The organism is Rhodococcus sp. P1Y, from assembly GCF_003641205.1.
In the GTDB taxonomy this organism is placed as follows: Bacteria; Actinomycetota; Actinomycetes; order Mycobacteriales; family Mycobacteriaceae; genus Rhodococcoides.
Genome location: NZ_CP032762.1, coordinates 2,802,765 through 2,819,272 on the forward strand (window position 1 = coordinate 2,802,765; position 16,508 = coordinate 2,819,272).

Consider the following 16,508-nt stretch of genomic DNA (forward strand, 5'->3'; position numbering starts at 1 on the left):
CGGCGGTCCGATGCGCACTGTTAGAGTTCTAGAGTTCAGTGACAATGCCTTTCACGCGGACGATCCATGTCGTTCGCGGTCCAAGGTCGAACACCCGAGAGTCCGTCAGGTCTCGAAGGATGTTTCGACACCATCGCAGTCGTGCCAGGAGGATCTTTGCTTTCCGCCTTCGTGTCGGCCCTCAGGACTCCTGACCTGAGACGGAAGATCCTTTTCACACTCGGTCTGGTGGCCCTGTATCGCTTCGGCGCTACACTCCCGTCCCCCGGTGTGGATTACGCCAACGTCCGAGCCTGTATCGACCAGGTCTCCGGTGGCGATCAAGCGGGTATCTACTCGCTCATCAACTTGTTCTCCGGTGGCGCGCTTCTGCAGCTCTCGGTTTTCGCGATCGGCATCATGCCGTTCATCACCGCGAGCATCATCGTCCAGCTACTCACCGTCGTCATCCCGAAGTTCGAAGAGCTCCGCAAGGAGGGCCAGGCCGGCCAGGCCAAGATGACGCAGTACACGCGTTATCTCTCGATCGCTCTTGCGATCCTGCAGGCGACCGGTCTCGTGGCTCTTGCCTCGCGCGGGCAGCTCCTTCAGGGATGCCAACAAGACATCATCGCGGACCAGTCGATCTTCGGTCTCGTCATCATCGTGCTGGTGATGACCGCCGGTGCAGCAGTCGTCATGTGGTTCGGTGAGGTCATCACCGAACGCGGTGTCGGTAACGGCATGTCGCTTTTGATCTTCGCCGGCATTGCGTCGCGCATTCCGTCCGAGGGACAGTCCATCCTGGACAGCCGCGGAGGCCTCGTCTTCGGGCTGGTTTGTGTTGCAGCGTTCTTGATCATCGCCGGTGTCGTTTTCGTCGAGCAGGGTCAGCGCCGGATCCCCGTTCAGTACGCCAAGCGCATGGTGGGACGGAAGATGTACGGCGGGTCCTCGACCTATCTGCCGCTGAAGGTCAACCAGGCCGGCGTCATCCCGGTCATCTTCGCGTCCTCACTTCTTTATCTACCCAACCTGATCGCCCAGCTCACGTCCGCGAGTACGGCCACAGATCCGAGCTGGTGGCAGCGAATCATCAACGAGTATCTGGTGAATCCGGCGAACCCGGTCTACATCGCCATCTACTTCGGACTCATCGTCTTCTTCACGTACTTCTACGTCGCGATTACCTTCAATCCCGAGGAACGCGCCGACGAGATGAAGAAGTTCGGAGGGTTCATCCCGGGCATTCGTCCGGGCAGGCCGACCGCCGACTACCTGAACTACGTGCTGAGCCGCATCACCCTGCCGGGCGCGATCTACCTGGGCACCATCGCCGTGCTGCCCAACCTGTTCCTCGATATTGGAAGCTCCGGCGGTGCGCAGAACTTGCCGTTCGGTGGTACCGCAGTGCTGATCATGGTCAGTGTCGGACTCGATACCGTGAAGCAGATCGAAAGTCAGTTGATGCAGCGTAACTACGAAGGGTTCCTCAAGTGAGACTCGTTCTTCTTGGTCCTCCCGGTGCAGGCAAAGGCACCCAAGCAGAGGTTCTGTCGCAGAAGTTGGGCGTGCCCCACATCTCGACAGGCGATCTCTTCCGCGCCAACATCGGCGAAAAGACCCCGCTCGGTATCGAAGCGAAGAAGTACCTCGACGCCGGAGACCTCGTTCCGAGCAAGCTGACCGTCGATATGGTTCGCAGCCGCCTCGCCGAGCCCGACGCAGTCAACGGCTTCCTGCTCGACGGCTTTCCCCGTTCCACGGGCCAGGCCGAGTCACTCGTGGAGATCCTCGCGGATCTCGGTGCGAAGCTCGATGCAGTGCTGTCGTTCGTGGTCGACGAAGACGTGGTCGTTGCTCGGATGCTCTCACGAGGTCGCGCGGACGACCAGGAAGATGTCATTCGCAACCGGCTCAAGGTCTACCGCGACGAGACAGCGCCCTTGCTCGACTACTACACCGATCAGATCGTCACGGTCGATGCGATCGGCGAGGTAGAGGAAGTCAGCGCCCGCGCGTTGAAGGCGATCGAGGGTCTCGACAAGTAATGGCGTTCGGTCGCAAGCGCAAGGTGGTGCCGTTCCGCAGCCCCGGTGAACTCGACGCGATGGCTGCGGCCGGCGCTGTCGTCGGCGCTGCCTTGGTAGCAGTGCGCGAGGCAGCGAAACCAGGTGTCTCGACGCTGGAGCTGGACCGGGTAGCGGAGGCAGTGATTCGTGACGCCGGCGCAGTCCCGTCGTTCCTCGGCTACCACGGCTTCACCGGAAGTATCTGTTCTTCCGTGAACGACCGGGTCGTGCACGGGATTCCTTCGGCTGCAGACGTTCTGGCGGAAGGCGACCTGATCTCGATCGACTGTGGTGCCATCTTGGACGGTTGGCACGGAGACTCCGCGTGGACGTTCGGCGTTGGCAACATCATCGAAGCCGACGAACTGCTCAGCGAGGCCACGCGGTTGTCGATGGAGGCGGGGATCGCCGCCATGCTCCCCGGCAACCGGCTCACCGACGTGTCCCACGCCATCGAGAACGGCACCTACGCGGCGGAGAAGCTGCACGGTCGCAAGTACGGCATCGTCGACGGCTACGGCGGACACGGTATCGGTCGCGAAATGCACATGGAACCGTTCCTTGCCAACGAGGGTGCTCCGGGCAAAGGCCCCGAGTTGGTCGTAGGTTCCACACTCGCCATCGAACCGATGCTGACTCTCGGCACGTACGAAACCGAGATCCTCGACGATGACTGGACGGTCGTCACGACCGACGGGTCCCGTGCGGCGCACTGGGAGCACACCGTCGCGGTCACCGAAGACGGACCGCGAATCCTCACACTCCGGCCGGCGTAGCTCGAACTTTCACTCGCATTTGGCCTGGTGGAACTTTGCCGGTAACATAGGTCGACGGTGCGCTATGCGTGCCGGATGTTCGCATGCCTGCGCAAGCCTGGCCCTCGTACACCCGGCGCAACTATCGGCTCGGCAAATGCGCCGAACCGATGGCCAGTGCGCATCACGGTAACGGAAACAGATGCAATCAACCAGGTGTAAAGCCAGGGACGCGGAGGATATGGCTAAGAAAGACGGTGCCATCGAGGTCGAGGGCCGGGTAGTCGAACCCTTGCCCAATGCGATGTTTCGCATTGAGCTCGAGAACGGCCACAAGGTGCTCGCACACATCAGCGGAAAGATGCGCCAGCACTACATTCGTATCCTCCCAGAGGATCGCGTCGTGGTGGAGCTCTCGCCGTACGACCTCACACGTGGACGCATCGTTTACCGCTACAAGTAACAAGCTTCTCCGGCCACGTCCGGTCGGAGAGAACCATGCTTGCGCAGTCGGGAGTTCCCGGTGCGCGAGCTACACACAGGAGATCAACGACGTGAAGGTTCAGCCGAGCGTCAAGAAGATCTGCGAAAAGTGCAAGGTGATTCGTCGTAACGGACGAGTCATGGTCATCTGCGACAACCTGCGTCACAAGCAGCGTCAGGGATAACCACCGAGCATTTGCAGTCTGCTTGGCAATAGCTAGAAGAAGACCTCCCAGCACCAACCACGACACACGCGTCGTGGCACACCCCCGGCACGGAGGCCGGGGCCCCACTGAGTTTTCGAACACTTCGCTCGCGCGAACGGTTCAGTAGTACAGAGGCACAGGGGACGGACTGGGAGCAGACCTCCGCACATGAATAGGAATGCCACATGGCACGTCTCGCAGGTGTGGATCTTCCGCGCGAAAAGCGCATGGAGATCGCACTGACTTACATCTACGGCGTCGGCCGTACCCGCTCGAAGGAGATCCTCGTCGCAACCGGTGTCAACCCGGACCTGCGCAGCAAGGATCTGTCCGACGAAGATCTCACGAAGCTCCGCGAGTACATCGAGGAGTCCCTCAAGGTCGAGGGCGACTTGCGCCGCGAGGTTCAAGCCGACATTCGTCGCAAGATCGAAATCGGTTGCTACCAGGGCCTTCGCCACCGTCGTGGTTTGCCCGTCCGTGGACAGCGAACCAAGACCAATGCGCGCACCCGTAAGGGCCCGAAGCGCACCATTGCCGGCAAGAAGAAGGCGAAGTAATGCCCCCTAAAGCACGCACCGGACCGAAGAAGGCGCAGAAGACGCGTCGCAGGGACAAGAAGAACGTCCCGCACGGATCTGCGCACATCAAGAGCACGTTCAACAACACGATCGTGTCGATCACCGACCCGGCCGGCAACGTCATCTCGTGGGCGTCGTCGGGCCACGTGGGCTTCAAGGGCTCGCGTAAGTCGACTCCGTTCGCGGCACAGCTTGCAGCCGAGAGCGCAGCGCGCAAGGCGCAGGAGCACGGCGTCAAGAAGGTCGACGTGTTCGTCAAGGGACCCGGCTCCGGCCGTGAGACCGCGATCCGTTCACTTCAGGCCGCAGGCCTGGAGGTTGGCACCATCTCCGACGTCACTCCGCAGCCGCACAACGGTTGCCGTCCGCCGAAGCGGCGTCGGGTCTAGCGGGAAAGGGAAAGGTTAAAAAGTAATGGCACGTTATACCGGTCCTATGACCCGCAAGTCCCGTCGTCTGCGCGTCGACCTCATCGGAGGAGACCAGGCGTTCGAGCGTCGTCCCTACCCGCCCGGCCAGCACGGCCGCGCGCGGATCAAGGAGAGCGAGTACCTGCTCCAGCTGCAGGAGAAGCAGAAGGCTCGCTTCACCTACGGCGTCATGGAGAAGCAGTTCCGTCTCTACTACAAGGAAGCCAACAGCCGCCCCGGCAAGACCGGTGAGAACCTGTTGACCATCCTCGAGACTCGCCTCGACAACGTCGTGTACCGCGCCGGACTGGCACGCACTCGTCGTCAGGCACGTCAGCTGGTCACCCACGGCCACTTCCTCGTGAACAACAAGCGAGTGGACATCCCCAGCTACCGCGTCTCGCAGTACGACATCATCGATGTCCGCGAGAAGTCGGCACAGACTCTGCCGATTCAGATCGCACGCGAGAGCTACGGGGATCGCCCCGTCGCTTCTTGGCTGCAGGTCATCCCGAACCGTCTTCGCATCCTGGTTCACCGGGTACCGGAGCGCGCACAGATCGATGTGCCGCTCCAGGAGCAGCTCATCGTCGAGTACTACTCGAAGTAAGGCGCAGCACGCCTGCGGGTTTCATCGATACCCGCAGGCGTTCTCGCCTCCACACGTGGACGTCAAATAGCGGACGTTCGTACAGGAGGAACACACAATGCTCATTTCACAGCGCCCGACATTGACCGAAGAGGTCATTGCCGACAACCGCTCGAAATTCGTCATCGAGCCGCTCGAGCCTGGCTTCGGTTACACCCTCGGCAACTCGCTCCGCCGTACCCTGCTGTCGTCGATCCCCGGCGCTGCTGTCACCAGCATCCGCATCGACGGCGTTCTCCACGAATTCACCACCGTCCCCGGAGTCAAGGAAGATGTCACCGACATCATCCTGAACCTCAAGGGCCTCGTCGTGAGCTCCGAAGAGGACGAGCCGGTCACCATGTACGTCCGCAAGCAGGGCCCCGGCACTGTCACTGCAGGCGACATCGTTCCCCCGGCCGGCGTCACGGTGAACAACCCGGATCTGCACATCGCGACCTTGAACGACAAGGGCAAGTTGGAGGTCGAGCTCGTAGTAGAGCGCGGCCGCGGCTATGTCCCCGCCGTCCAGAACAAGGCATCGGGCGCCGAGATCGGCCGTATTCCGGTCGACTCGATCTACTCGCCGGTACTCAAGGTCACCTACAAGGTGGAGGCCACTCGCGTCGAACAGCGCACCGACTTCGATCGGCTCGTTCTCGACGTGGAGACCAAGAACTCCATCACCGCGCGGGACGCGCTCGCATCTGCGGGCAAGACCCTGGTTGAGCTCTTCGGCCTCGCCCGTGAGCTGAACGTCGAAGCAGAAGGAATCGAGATCGGACCCTCGCCCGCCGAGGCCGATCACATCGCTTCCTTCGGACTCCCCATCGAGGATCTGGACCTCACGGTTCGTTCCTACAACTGCCTCAAGCGCGAGGGTGTTCACACCGTCGGCGAGTTGGTTGGTCGTACCGAGTCCGATCTGCTGGACATTCGTAACTTCGGACAGAAGTCCATCGACGAGGTGAAGGTCAAGCTGCACTCGCTCGGTCTTTCCCTCAAGGACAGCCCCGCGTCCTTCGATCCGACCACCGTGCCCGGATACGACGCCACCACGGGAACGTGGAGCGACACAGACGCCAGTTCCTTCGCAGACAGCGAAGGCGCCGAGCAGGACTACGCCGAGACAGAACAGCTGTAATCAGCTCGCTTGAGCTCTTACTAGGAGATTCATCATGCCCAAGCCCACCAAGGGCCGCCGTCTCGGCGGGTCGGCGTCGCACCAGAAGGCCATCCTGGCCAACCTGGCGACGGCACTCTTCGAGCACGGCCGCATCACCACGACCGAGTCGAAGGCCAAGCGCCTTCGTCCCCACGCCGAGAAGCTGGTCACCCACGCCAAAAAGGGTGACCTCGCACATCGCCGTGAGGTTCTCAAGACGATCAACAACAAAGATGTCGTGCACAAGCTCTTCGCCGAGATCGGGCCTTTCTTCGCCGATCGCGACGGTGGCTACACGCGCATCATCAAGACCGTCCCCCGCAAGGGTGACAACTCGCCGATGGCCATCATCGAGCTCGTCAACGAGCAGACGGTGTCCAACGAAGCAGATCGCGCTCGTCGCGTGAAGGCTTCGCAGGCACCCGCTGCTGCTGAGGCACCGGCCGAGGAGAACGTCGTGGAGGCTGTCGAAGCCGACGCGACCGACGCTCAGGTCGAAAACGCCGAAGCAGTCGTCGAGGGTATCGAGGACAACGATGCCCATGCCGGTGACGCAGCCGAGGCAGAAGAAGCCAAGAAGGACTAGTCCTCTTGACCTCTTCGCAGGACCGAAGCGGGCTCGTCGATCCCCCAGGGGACGACGAGCCCGCTTTTTCGGTACGTACCACCAGATATCGGCTCGATGTCGCCTACGACGGCACCGACTTCTCGGGGTGGGCTCGTCAACCCGGCCTCAGAACAGTGTGCGGTGTCTTGGAAGAGGCGTTGTCCACGGTGTTGCGGCAAGAGATCGAGCTGACCGTCGCCGGACGAACGGACGCGGGGGTGCACGCGAGCGGTCAGGTAGCCCACTTCGAGGTGAGCGGAGCAATCGACGAGCCGCCGAGTCTTGCCGAGCCGCAGAAGCTTGTCCGCCGGATGGCCAGGTTCCTGCCGCTCGACGTGCGGATCAAAGCCGTCGCGGAAGTGCCGACGGAGTTCGATGCGCGCTTCTCCGCACTGCGGCGACACTACCAATACCGTTTCAGCACAGCGCGATACGGCGTGGACCCCCTGGATGTCCGGGGCGTGGTTTCGTGGCCGCGAGCGATCGACCTGGATGCAGTTCGCGAAGCCTCGTCGCGGCTCGTCGGATTGCATGATTTCGCGGCGTTCTGCAAACGCCGCGACGGCGCTACAACCGTACGCGAGCTCCAACGGTTCGAATGGAGTCTCGATGGTGATCGACTGACTGCATACGTCAGTGCTGACGCGTTCTGCTGGTCGATGGTTCGTAGCCTGGTCGGTGCGATGCAGGCGGTCGGGGAGGGGCGCAGATCGCCCGACTGGACGGCGTCGCTGTTGAACACACGGTCTCGATCGAGCGAGGTGACTGTGGCTCCGGCCCATGGGCTTTCGCTTGTCGCGGTCGACTACCCGGACGTTCACGAACTCGCCGCGAGAAATCGAGCCACCCGGGAGACACGTCCCGGTATCCCGACCGATTCGGCGTGCTGTTGACCGGATCTACCGGGGATCGTCGGATACCGTCGGCAGAGTTCCCAAGGGAGTCGCCGCGCCGATGGTGTTGGTCGGGTCCGGCCCCGGACCTGGGTTCGCGACCAGGTACGTCGGGATGTCTCGCGGAGCCGGATCGATCGACGGTGCGTCCTGCCACACTCCCAGCACAGCCTGCAACTCGAGACCGATCTCTATGGTGGCGACGTCCGACCATGGCAGACCGCCGATCTGGATACCGAAAGGCAATCCTGTGAGGGTCGAGCGGCCGACTGGAATCGTGACGGCGGGAGCACCGGAGTAGTTGGCCCATCGGACGTCGGCCACCGAGTTGTTGAGCACGCCCAATGCCTCCCCGACGCCGCGTTCTATCCCGTCGGCCACCGCGCCGGGCAGAACGATCGCAGTGATCGAATTGTCCGAGAACATGCGGTTGAAGTCTCGTTGATACCTCATACGGTCGCGCTCGAACCCGATGTATTCCGCGACGGGCGTCGCGAGGGCCGCGGCCGCCTGGCCCACCGCGGCCGCGCTGGACGGACTGTACAAGCCGATACGCGCGGCGAACTGCTGGTGGTACGCGCCCATTTCGCATTTGTCGCCGAGAAGGAGACTGGTCGGGTAGTCGGGCATGGTGACGTCCACGATTTCGGCGCCGAGGGAGCGCGCGGTGTCGAGTGCTCGGGCGAACAGTGTCGACAGGGGACCGGGGAGTCCGTTGACGGCGTTGGTGGGCACTCCGATTCGAACGGAGGCCAGAGGCGTGTCCGCGCCGGACGCCGAAAGCGGAAAGACCTCGTCCGGAGCGGCGCGTGTTGCGGGGTCCGCGTCGTCGCGGCCGGCCATGTACCGCAACATCAGCGAGGCGTCGGCGAGGCTTCGAGCCATGGGGCCTGCGTGATCGCGCGTCCACGTCAACGGGATCATGCCTGCCGTGCTGCATCGCCCGAACGTCGGCTTGATACTCGAGATTCCGCAGGCGCTCGCCGGTATTCGAATGGATCCGCCGGTGTCGCTTCCGGTCGCGAGCGGAGCGAATCGCGCAGCCAGCACGGCGGCGCTGCCCCCTGAAGAACCACCGGGAGAGAAACTGGTGTTCCACGGATTGCCTACCTGGGGCGTGGTGACTCCGATTGCGAACTCGTGCGTGTGTGCGTGCCCGAGAAGGACCATTCCTGCGTTCTTCAGGCGGCTCCATACCCCAGAATCCCCGGCTGCGATGTTGCCGGTAAGAACGTTGCTCGACGCGGTCAGCGGTAGTCCGGATACGGCATAGAGATCTTTGAGCGCAAGCGGCAGGCCGCACACCAGCGGGGGTGATTCCGCGTCGGTTGCCCGCGCGGTGAGGCGATCGGCGGCGGCGTCAGCCGCGGCGTAGGCGAACTCGGGATAGATCCGCACCCACGCGCCGATGCGTCCGTCGTATTCCCGACTCCGAATCAGGCACGCGTCGAGCAACTCCCGGGGGCTGAGGTTCCCGGACTGGAGAAGGCTTGCAGCCTCCGTCGCGGACAGTAGAGAAGGATCGGTGACCGAGATCGAATCCGGTGATGGCAGAGCTGCGGTCGGGTTCGCGGATGCGCCCGGGTGACGCGTGAGGGCAATTCCGATCCCACCGGCAGCCGCTGAGCCGATGAACGCCCGTCTGGACAGCGATCGCACCATGCAGCGAGACTAGCCGACCTGATGTGTCGGCGTATGCACCGTCACGGCCGGTTCACGGAGAGGGAAGTACGCTGAGTGAATGTCTGCAGCGCCGATCGACTTGGTCGTCATGATCGGTAGCGTCAGGTCCGGCAGAATCGGTCCTTCCGTTGCCGATTGGTTCCTCGGAGTGGCAGCGAAGCGAGCCGAATTCACGACCGCGGTCGTCGACGTGATGGACCTCGATCTTCCACACGACCTGGTTCGCTCACCGTCTACCGACGTTCTGGCGAACGCCATCTACAGCGCCGACGCCGTGGTGGTGGTGACGCCGGAGTACAACCACGGTTACCCGGGCTCACTGAAAACTGCTCTCGACTCCGTGAAGTACGAGTGGCGGGGAAAGCCGATCGGATTCGTCTCGTACGGAGGGCTTTCCGGCGGTGCGCGAGCGACGGAGCAACTACGGCAGGTAGCCGCCGAACTTCACATGGTGTCGGTTCGCGACAGCGTTGCTATTGCGCAGGTACGGAAGGTGTTCGGCGACAACCGTAGTGCGGTGGAGGACGCTGCGGTCGACGCGGCCTCACGAATGCTCGATCAACTGTGGTGGTGGGCTGCGGCCGCCAGGGAGATGCGCGGGACGGACCCCTATCCAGGTCGGTAGGCGTTTGTTGCTTGACGGAGACTTCGCGGCCGGCCGATGAATGCGGTCTCGCGAGGGATTGTGACAAGCACCAGATCGAGTTGCGCGTTCGGGGTTCGCACGAGGACACGATCACCCGCTGCGCCAGGTTGAACGATGGAGACGTCCGGGTCCGGCATTGGGGTCGCGGGGATGTGTTCGGTCAGGGTCAGAACGGTGACGCCGTCGTTTCGCGTCGTGTCGAGTGCATCGACCGCAGAGGAGAAGTCATGCACAACCAACTCGATCCGGGTGCCTGCTCTGTGATGACCTCCGTCGATTCTAAGTTTGTCCGGGGTCGCCACCGAGTCGACCATCGGTCCCCATGCGTGAGGCCGGTCGGTCCGAACGAGGATCCGGGCGCCGACGGCGATCGCGCGAAAGACAAGCTGCTGAGCCAGATACAACTCCCCGACGACGTGGACGGACGCAACGTCCGAGCCGTGGATCCGAAGCGCGACGCCATGACCGGAGGAATCCGAACCCACCAACTGACCGCATCCGGCCACGGGTAGCTGTAGCTCGCTCGCGTGTGCCCGGGTGACCGCGCAGACCGAGTCACTGGATCCGCGGGCTTCGATCGACAGCGGGAGTGACGTGAGAAGCGCCTGTCGCTGGCGACCGTTCATGGACAGTGCGCCGGGAAGTGGCGCCGAGGGGGCGTGGGTGCGCGTGACGAATCCGCAGGACCCATCCAAGGCGATTCGTTCTTGGCGTGCGGTCGGAGTCAGTCGGATGACGACGGTGGTGGACAAGGCAGGAACGGCCCAAAGATCCGCTAGTCCAGCAGCGTCGAGTGCGCGACAATCGAGTCCGAAGCCGGTGCGGATGACGCCTGGCATCTTCGCTGCGCGCCACGTCTCGTCGAGCGAATCGACGGATACACCGCGCAACATGTGCGCTGCAGCCGATTGAATTCCGCTGCGGCTGAGTAGTCGCGACGAGATGCCGTGTGTGTCGAGAGCTCGTGCGACACGGCGCGTCGCGATCGTCGCCGTGCGGTCCATCCCGACGGTCCCACCACCGCGCGCGTGCGCAGCGAGCTCGTTCGCGTGTGCCTCCAGTGTGACGACTATCCATACCGTTCTCGTTGCGACCGCCGGAAGCGGACCGATGAGATCCTCGTACACGTCCGTGGCCGGTGAACCGGAAGCACTTCGTGCACCATGCCCGACGACGGTGACGCCACTGAGCGAAATATCGTGCTGTACAAGCTGATCGGCGAGAACTCCGATGTCGAGTGAACCGTCGGTGATGGCGCTGGAGCGGCCGAGTCTGGTGGCGACCCCACTGGCAGGACGAAGTTCGAGGACACACGACACTCGTTCACCTATCCGGTGTATCCCGATCGGCGTGCCGTCATCGTCGATGTGCTCGGACGTAACTCCCGTCGGGGGCGCGTATTTGGTGGTGTATCGGATCGCGGTGAATGCCCAGTCGAGCAGTGAGCGCCCGGCAACGACGACAAAAGGAAGTAGCGCCATCGGGATGACAACCACGGCAACGGTTGTCGACGGTATGCGTAGTGCGATGGCGAGCGTACACACCAGTACGGCAGCCACTTCGATTCCGAGCGCGCGTCGTAGTGTCGGGCGGTGTAGCCCGTACTGTCGTCGAGGCTTGTGTCCTCTGGGTCCTCTGTGACCTCTAGGTGCGGCGGGAACGTCGCGTCGGGGGCGTGGGGGTTCCGCGTCAGTCGCGGGTGCGCGACGGCCGGCAAGCACAGCCATACTTCGAAATCCTCCCCCCGAAGGTATCAACGACGAGCCGGCTCCCCAGCCCGACTCGTGGGGACTCTACCCCGCCCCGATCCAAGGTGGGAGTGGAGCCTGCGGAATGACTTAGATGATGGGGGGGAGTGGAGCCTGCGGAATGACCTAGATGATGGGGCAGTGGAGCCTGCGGAACCGACCCGTGGGTAGGTAGTGTGACCCAGGTCCGACTTCAGGGGGAATGTCGGCGGACGACTTCAGGGGGAATCGTGGCGGCGACGCCGACAACGAAGTGGCAGGTCGGCGGGTACAGATTTCTCGTTCGACGAATGGAACATGCCTTGGTGCGCCGAGATGTGCGGATGCTGCATGATCCGATGCGTTCGCAAACTCGGGCGCTTGCGGTGGGTTTGGTGATCGCGTGTCTCGGACTGGCGGGTTGTGCCGCTCTGGCGCTGTTGCGTCCGCTGGACAAGATCGGTGACGCGTCCATCATCGTCGGCAAGGACTCGGGGGCAATGTTCGTCCGGCTCGACGACACGGTGCACCCCGTGCTCAATCTGGCGTCGGCGCGTTTGATCGTCGGCCAACCGGACAATCCGACGATCGTCAAGGAATCTGAGTTGGCGAGCAAGCGTCGTGGCTCGTTGGTCGGAATCCCCGGTGCACCTTCGTCTTTGCCGTACGACGAGGACGGGTCCGCTGTCGGGTGGACTGTGTGCGACACGCTCGGGAGCGGCGGTGCGGTGGCGGGCACGTCGGTCATGGCCGGTGAACCTGTGCACAACGACGATATCGCCCCGTTGACGGACACCGAAGCGTTGCTGTGGCGCACGCCCGACGGCGTGTTTCTCGTGTATGGAGGTGTTCGTGCGCGGATCGATCTCGAGGATCGGTCTGTCGTGCGCGCGCTCGGTTTGGAAGGAGCAGTTCCGGCGGAGGTGAGTTCCGCCCTGGCGAATTCGGTTCCTGTGGTCCCTCCGATCATCGCGCCGCCCGTTCCGTTCGCCGGGGGTACGCCGTCGTACGACATCGCAGGTAAAACGATCGGTTCGGTGGTCAAGGTGTCAGGGGTCGACGTTCGGTACTACGTGGTTCTCGCGGACGGTATTCAGTCGATCAGCGAAGCGACCGCACAACTGATGAAGTTTGCGGATTCCCAGGGCAGTCCGGAGATCGACTCGCTCAATCCTGACGTACTGATGCGTGCGCCTACGGTGAATCAACTTGCTGTCGACTCTTTCCCGCGCACCCGGCCGAGCGTCGTGGACCGTGTCGCCGAGCCGGTTGCATGCCTGTCCTGGCTTCCCCAGCCTGCGCCCGATGGTGGCCCGACCGCGCGCTTGCAGACCTCGGCGGGCCGCACTCTCCCGCTGGACGGTTCGGCGCACCCGGTCAGGCTGGCGCAAGCGGACGGGGCTGGCCCTGCAGCCGACGAGGTCTTCGTGTCGCCGGGTAGCGGAGGTTTCGTTCAGACAACCGGGATCTCGCCGACGAGTCTTCGGCGGGACGCGTACTTTTTCGTGGCCGACACCGGAGTTCGGTTCGGCGTCGCCGACGTTGATGCAGCCAAGGCGCTGGGGTTCGGTGCTGCGGCGTCGGCTCCGTGGCAGATAGTCGAACTGTTGGGTGCAGGACCGACTCTCAGCCGAGAAGCGGCCTTGACCGCTCACGACGGGGTCGGTCCGGATCCGGACGCAGCGGCTCTTCCGTCCAAGTGAGGGCGGGTCCTGCGCAACGGACCCGATACACCGAGGCCGAGTACGAGAACGATCGCGACGGCTGCGGTTCCGGTCAGTGCGACGGTCCGGGGGCGGGTGTCGGGCTGCGGAGGAGCGACGGGAGCGTCGATGGCGATGGACTCCGCCGGAACCTGCCGCGGGCTGCCGCCCACTTCGCCGGTGACCGCGGCCAACGGATCCACGACGCCGTGGCCGACCAGCGGGTTCCAGCCCTCGGCCGGCGAGTGTGCGGTGGCTTTGATCCGCTCGATCACCTGTGCTGCGTCGAGGTCGGGCCGGTGTGCCCGGACGAGTGCGGCCACCGCGGAGACCAGCGGCGCCGAGAAGCTGGTGCCTTGTATCGGTGACACGTTGCCTTGATTGTCGACGGTGCCGTCGACAAGGCCTGGACCGGTGGGAGACAGTGAGGTCATCGACGTGCCGGGGGCCGCAACGTCGACCCACGGTCCGGCGAGAGTGAATCCTGCTGGAGAGCCGTCGGGGCCGATGGAACCGACAGTGAGGACTTGGTCGAACCACGCCGGTGTCGCGATCGTCGAAATGCGATCCCATTGGTTGGCGTACGGGTCTGCCGGATCGGGGAGCGGATTCTGGACCTCGCAGGGTGAACCTCCTGCGCCACCGGTGTTTCCAGCCGCAGCGACCACGACGACGTTCTTCACTCGGGCGGCGTAATCGATTGCAGCGCCGAGTGGTCCGTCGGGAGCACCGGAGCCGCCGGGCACACACGCGACTTCGGAGATATTGATGACCGTCGCACCGAGATCGGCGGCTGTCCGCACAGCCATCGCCATCGTCGTCACGTTGCCGTAACCGGATGCGTTCTGCGCCGAGGAATCTATCTGTTCGTCCTCACCCGGTTGCCGCTCTCGTCCGAAAGCATTGCTGGACTGACGAATCGAGATGATCTGCGCATCGGGCGCTCCCCCGGAGAATCCGCTACCCGGTTGGCGGGTTGCAGCGATGAGGCCCGCGACCAGTGTCCCGTGCGCATCGCAGTCCGACAGTCCGTCGCCGGTGGAGACGTAGTCACCGCCCGGGCGGAGACCAGGAAGTCGCGGATGTGGCGACACGCCTGTGTCGATGACGGCCACGATCTGGCCTGCTCCGCGAGTGAGCGGCCAGACAGAGCCGAAGTCGAGGGTCGCCAGTTCGGGGGGCATTGTATTTGCATCTGCGACGTCCGAGACCGGTACGCACGCGTTGCGTTGCTCGGTCGGCTCCGGCGGGGCTGCGGGCGCCGGCTCCGGTAGGAGTGCTGGGTCGATCACCGGGCGATCGGCTGACGCGGAGCCCACACCGGCACCGAGTGCTGCTGCGGCGACGATGCACGCGACGATGAGAGCGCCGCGGGCCGATCGGTGTGCCCGGTCGATCACAGCGCGCGCATGGCCGAATACAGCCCGCACACCCAGCATGCGAGCGGCAGCACGACTGCGATGGCGGCGTACTCGACGAGTTCTGCTCCGCGGCGAAGCACCGGCGAGTACTCCCTGATCGGAACGAAGGACCCGAAGAACAGGGCGCCGAGCACGATGAGGATGCACGACGCGAACATCGCCAGGGGTACGCCCGAGCCCGAGAACACGGCCACAGCGGTGAGTACGAGAAGGATCGACGCGCCGCCGGCCACGAGGGGTGCGGCGTGGTGCACCGCCGCGAACGTGCGACCACGGAGCAGAAGGATCAGGGCGGTCGTAACTGCCAGAGCTACTCCGGGCCAATAGATCCCGGAGGAAGGCGATCCGAGGGCGGCAACCGCTGCGCCGATGGTCGTTGCTGCGCATGCAGCGCACACGAGTCCGGTCAGATAGCTCCGTGCACGCAGCGCGAGGTTCGACAGATCGGAGGTGTTCGGCTGGTCGTCATCGCTCGTTTCGTCGAGTGATGCACCTGCGGTGGGGACCGGCGGCAGTGGAAGTCGCGCCTGCATCATCGACAGCCGCGGGGCGAGCGCGAGACAGACCAGTCCGAAGATCGAGGTCCCAGCGCCGATCGTGCTGAGAGGCACGTCGGTGAACACGTCGACCGAGGTCGCACCGCATAGGATCACTGCGGCCGACGCCGCGGCGGTGAACAGCGCCGAACCGTGATCTCCGAGGCGAACCGCGAAAATGGCGGACGCACCAACGAGTGCACCTCCGAGTAAGAGATGCGGCGCACCGAACTCGCCCGGGACGAAACGGACGCCTGCAGTGAACATCAGGGGAAGTGCACAGCCGGACAGGAAGACTCCGGTCCGGTCGTCCCGGTAGAACCGACCGACGACAGACCCGGCTGCGACGAAGAGAACAGCTGCGGCGGCGGCCCCGATGGCAGCTTCGATGCCCTGACCGTATCGCGTGTCTGTGTTCTGTTCGTTCAGCAATGGCAGCACCAAAGCTATACAGGCCAGGGCGAGTGCGGCGGCGCCCACAGCGAAGCCGACTCGCTGTGCAGTGCGCGCTGACCACAGCCCGGTGGTTGGGCTCCCCGCGGTTGCCACCGCATACATCAAATCGTCGAAGAGTGGTGCTGGGGCTGGGGCGTCCGCAGTTCCGAGAACGAGCAATTCACCGTCGTGGATGGATGCTTCGTTCAAGGTGAGTGTGTCGTCGACAGGCGGCATTCCGACTCTGGACAACACCCAGGATTTACCGTGCCGATCGAACGCAGGCGAGGTCCCACGGGAATCGAGAACGTCGACGATGCCTGGAATCAACAACGAGATGGGGACGTCGCTCGGCAGGGCCATGTCGACCTGAACGGCCTGCCCCATGATCGTCAGCCTGCACAGGTCGAGCGCGGCGGCGCCCGCAGCGCCGCCGCGGACCGGTACGTCGTCCCCGTGCCCGCGGGCCTGCAGACCGCGCTGGTCCACCGCGCGTGAAAGATCCCCCGTCATGCATTCCCCCCGGAACTCATCGTGCCAGCGTCCCTCTGGCTGCACGCGACTCTACGACACGCGCA

Annotated in this window: 17 protein-coding genes; 13 read left to right on the forward strand and 4 right to left on the reverse strand. The window is 63.8% G+C overall.

The window, feature by feature from the left end; translation table 11 throughout:
* Nucleotides 1-156: 156 nt before the first annotated feature.
* From secY to truA, 11 genes are all read left to right on the forward strand, one after another.
* Entirely contained in the window at nt 157-1,479 is a 1,323-nt protein-coding gene (gene secY / locus D8W71_RS12915) for a preprotein translocase subunit SecY (RefSeq protein ID WP_121119089.1), read from the forward strand.
* Nucleotides 1,476-2,030 carry an adenylate kinase gene (locus tag D8W71_RS12920; RefSeq protein WP_121114013.1) on the forward strand — a complete coding sequence of 185 codons (555 nt, stop codon included), beginning with the start codon at nt 1,476-1,478 and terminating at the stop codon, nt 2,028-2,030. Before secY ends, D8W71_RS12920 begins: the two co-directional genes overlap by 4 nt.
* Nucleotides 2,030-2,827, forward strand: a complete 798-nt coding sequence (map, locus tag D8W71_RS12925; RefSeq protein WP_121114014.1) for a type I methionyl aminopeptidase — start codon at nt 2,030-2,032, stop codon at nt 2,825-2,827. Before D8W71_RS12920 ends, map begins: the two co-directional genes overlap by 1 nt.
* A 220-nt stretch (nt 2,828-3,047) precedes the next feature.
* Nucleotides 3,048-3,269 carry a translation initiation factor IF-1 gene (gene infA, locus D8W71_RS12930; protein WP_005140011.1) on the forward strand — a complete coding sequence of 74 codons (222 nt, stop codon included), beginning with the start codon at nt 3,048-3,050 and terminating at the stop codon, nt 3,267-3,269.
* A 91-nt stretch (nt 3,270-3,360) separates the two neighbouring features.
* Nucleotides 3,361-3,474, forward strand: coding sequence for a 50S ribosomal protein L36 (gene rpmJ, locus D8W71_RS12935; protein ID WP_025347279.1), 114 nt, complete (start codon nt 3,361-3,363; stop codon nt 3,472-3,474).
* 206 nt (nt 3,475-3,680) lie between these two features.
* Entirely contained in the window at nt 3,681-4,055 is a 375-nt protein-coding gene (gene rpsM / locus D8W71_RS12940) for a 30S ribosomal protein S13 (RefSeq protein ID WP_121114015.1), read from the forward strand.
* The gene (gene rpsK / locus D8W71_RS12945) at nt 4,055-4,465 is read left to right on the forward strand and encodes a 30S ribosomal protein S11 (protein WP_121114016.1); all 411 of its coding nucleotides are present in this window, start codon (nt 4,055-4,057) and stop codon (nt 4,463-4,465) included. The genes rpsM and rpsK overlap by 1 nt, the downstream gene beginning before the upstream one ends.
* A gap of 25 nt (nt 4,466-4,490) precedes the next feature.
* Entirely contained in the window at nt 4,491-5,096 is a 606-nt protein-coding gene (gene rpsD, locus D8W71_RS12950; protein WP_121114017.1) for a 30S ribosomal protein S4, read from the forward strand.
* A 97-nt stretch (nt 5,097-5,193) separates the two neighbouring features.
* Complete coding sequence (locus tag D8W71_RS12955; protein WP_121114018.1) at nt 5,194-6,258, forward strand: DNA-directed RNA polymerase subunit alpha; 1,065 nt, start codon at nt 5,194-5,196, stop codon at nt 6,256-6,258.
* A gap of 34 nt (nt 6,259-6,292) precedes the next feature.
* The gene (rplQ, locus tag D8W71_RS12960) at nt 6,293-6,865 is read left to right on the forward strand and encodes a 50S ribosomal protein L17 (protein WP_121114019.1); all 573 of its coding nucleotides are present in this window, start codon (nt 6,293-6,295) and stop codon (nt 6,863-6,865) included.
* Between the two features lie 5 nt (nt 6,866-6,870).
* Nucleotides 6,871-7,779: a tRNA pseudouridine(38-40) synthase TruA gene (truA, locus tag D8W71_RS12965; RefSeq protein WP_121114020.1), complete on the forward strand. Its 909-nt coding sequence runs from the start codon at nt 6,871-6,873 to the stop codon at nt 7,777-7,779.
* A 6-nt stretch (nt 7,780-7,785) separates the two neighbouring features.
* On the opposite strand, the gene D8W71_RS12970 is transcribed toward truA, so the two are convergent.
* Nucleotides 7,786-9,441 (reverse strand): amidase, encoded by a 1,656-nt coding sequence (locus tag D8W71_RS12970; protein ID WP_121114021.1) that lies wholly within the window; start codon nt 9,439-9,441, stop codon nt 7,786-7,788.
* A 79-nt stretch (nt 9,442-9,520) separates the two neighbouring features.
* Here D8W71_RS12970 and D8W71_RS12975 point away from each other — a divergent pair, with 79 nt between their 5' ends.
* Entirely contained in the window at nt 9,521-10,087 is a 567-nt protein-coding gene (locus D8W71_RS12975; RefSeq protein ID WP_121114022.1) for an NADPH-dependent FMN reductase, read from the forward strand.
* On the opposite strand, the gene eccE is transcribed toward D8W71_RS12975, so the two are convergent.
* Complete coding sequence (gene eccE, locus D8W71_RS12980; protein WP_121114023.1) at nt 10,072-11,835, reverse strand: type VII secretion protein EccE; 1,764 nt, start codon at nt 11,833-11,835, stop codon at nt 10,072-10,074. The two genes, D8W71_RS12975 and eccE, sit on opposite strands and share 16 nt — an antisense overlap.
* 251 nt (nt 11,836-12,086) lie before the next feature.
* Here eccE and eccB point away from each other — a divergent pair, with 251 nt between their 5' ends.
* The gene (gene eccB / locus D8W71_RS12985; protein WP_121114024.1) at nt 12,087-13,538 is read left to right on the forward strand and encodes a type VII secretion protein EccB; all 1,452 of its coding nucleotides are present in this window, start codon (nt 12,087-12,089) and stop codon (nt 13,536-13,538) included.
* Here eccB and mycP read toward each other — a convergent pair.
* Together mycP and eccD are read right to left on the reverse strand one after the other, a co-directional pair.
* A complete protein-coding gene (mycP, locus tag D8W71_RS12990; protein WP_121114025.1) occupies nt 13,487-14,977 on the reverse strand; it encodes a type VII secretion-associated serine protease mycosin in 1,491 nt (496 codons plus the stop codon). The genes eccB and mycP overlap by 52 nt on opposite strands.
* A complete protein-coding gene (gene eccD / locus D8W71_RS12995) occupies nt 14,935-16,443 on the reverse strand; it encodes a type VII secretion integral membrane protein EccD (RefSeq protein ID WP_121114026.1) in 1,509 nt (502 codons plus the stop codon). Before eccD ends, mycP begins: the two co-directional genes overlap by 43 nt.
* Nucleotides 16,444-16,508 lie beyond the last annotated feature (65 nt).

Excerpts from the sequence above, each read along its gene's own strand:
- mycP (WP_121114025.1), bottom strand. The coding sequence starts at position 14,977 with ATGCTGGGTGTGCGGGCTGTATTCGGCCATGCGCGCGCTGTGATCGAC.
- D8W71_RS12955 (WP_121114018.1), top strand. The coding sequence starts at position 5,194 with ATGCTCATTTCACAGCGCCCGACATTGACCGAAGAGGTCATTGCCGAC.
- rpsM (WP_121114015.1), top strand. The coding sequence starts at position 3,681 with ATGGCACGTCTCGCAGGTGTGGATCTTCCGCGCGAAAAGCGCATGGAG.
- eccD (WP_121114026.1), bottom strand. The coding sequence starts at position 16,443 with ATGACGGGGGATCTTTCACGCGCGGTGGACCAGCGCGGTCTGCAGGCC.
- eccE (WP_121114023.1), bottom strand. The coding sequence starts at position 11,835 with ATGGCTGTGCTTGCCGGCCGTCGCGCACCCGCGACTGACGCGGAACCC.
- D8W71_RS12970 (WP_121114021.1), bottom strand. The coding sequence starts at position 9,441 with ATGGTGCGATCGCTGTCCAGACGGGCGTTCATCGGCTCAGCGGCTGCC.
- rplQ (WP_121114019.1), top strand. The coding sequence starts at position 6,293 with ATGCCCAAGCCCACCAAGGGCCGCCGTCTCGGCGGGTCGGCGTCGCAC.
- map (WP_121114014.1), top strand. The coding sequence starts at position 2,030 with ATGGCGTTCGGTCGCAAGCGCAAGGTGGTGCCGTTCCGCAGCCCCGGT.
- rpsK (WP_121114016.1), top strand. The coding sequence starts at position 4,055 with ATGCCCCCTAAAGCACGCACCGGACCGAAGAAGGCGCAGAAGACGCGT.
- infA (WP_005140011.1), top strand. The coding sequence starts at position 3,048 with ATGGCTAAGAAAGACGGTGCCATCGAGGTCGAGGGCCGGGTAGTCGAA.
- rpsD (WP_121114017.1), top strand. The coding sequence starts at position 4,491 with ATGGCACGTTATACCGGTCCTATGACCCGCAAGTCCCGTCGTCTGCGC.
- D8W71_RS12975 (WP_121114022.1), top strand. The coding sequence starts at position 9,521 with ATGTCTGCAGCGCCGATCGACTTGGTCGTCATGATCGGTAGCGTCAGG.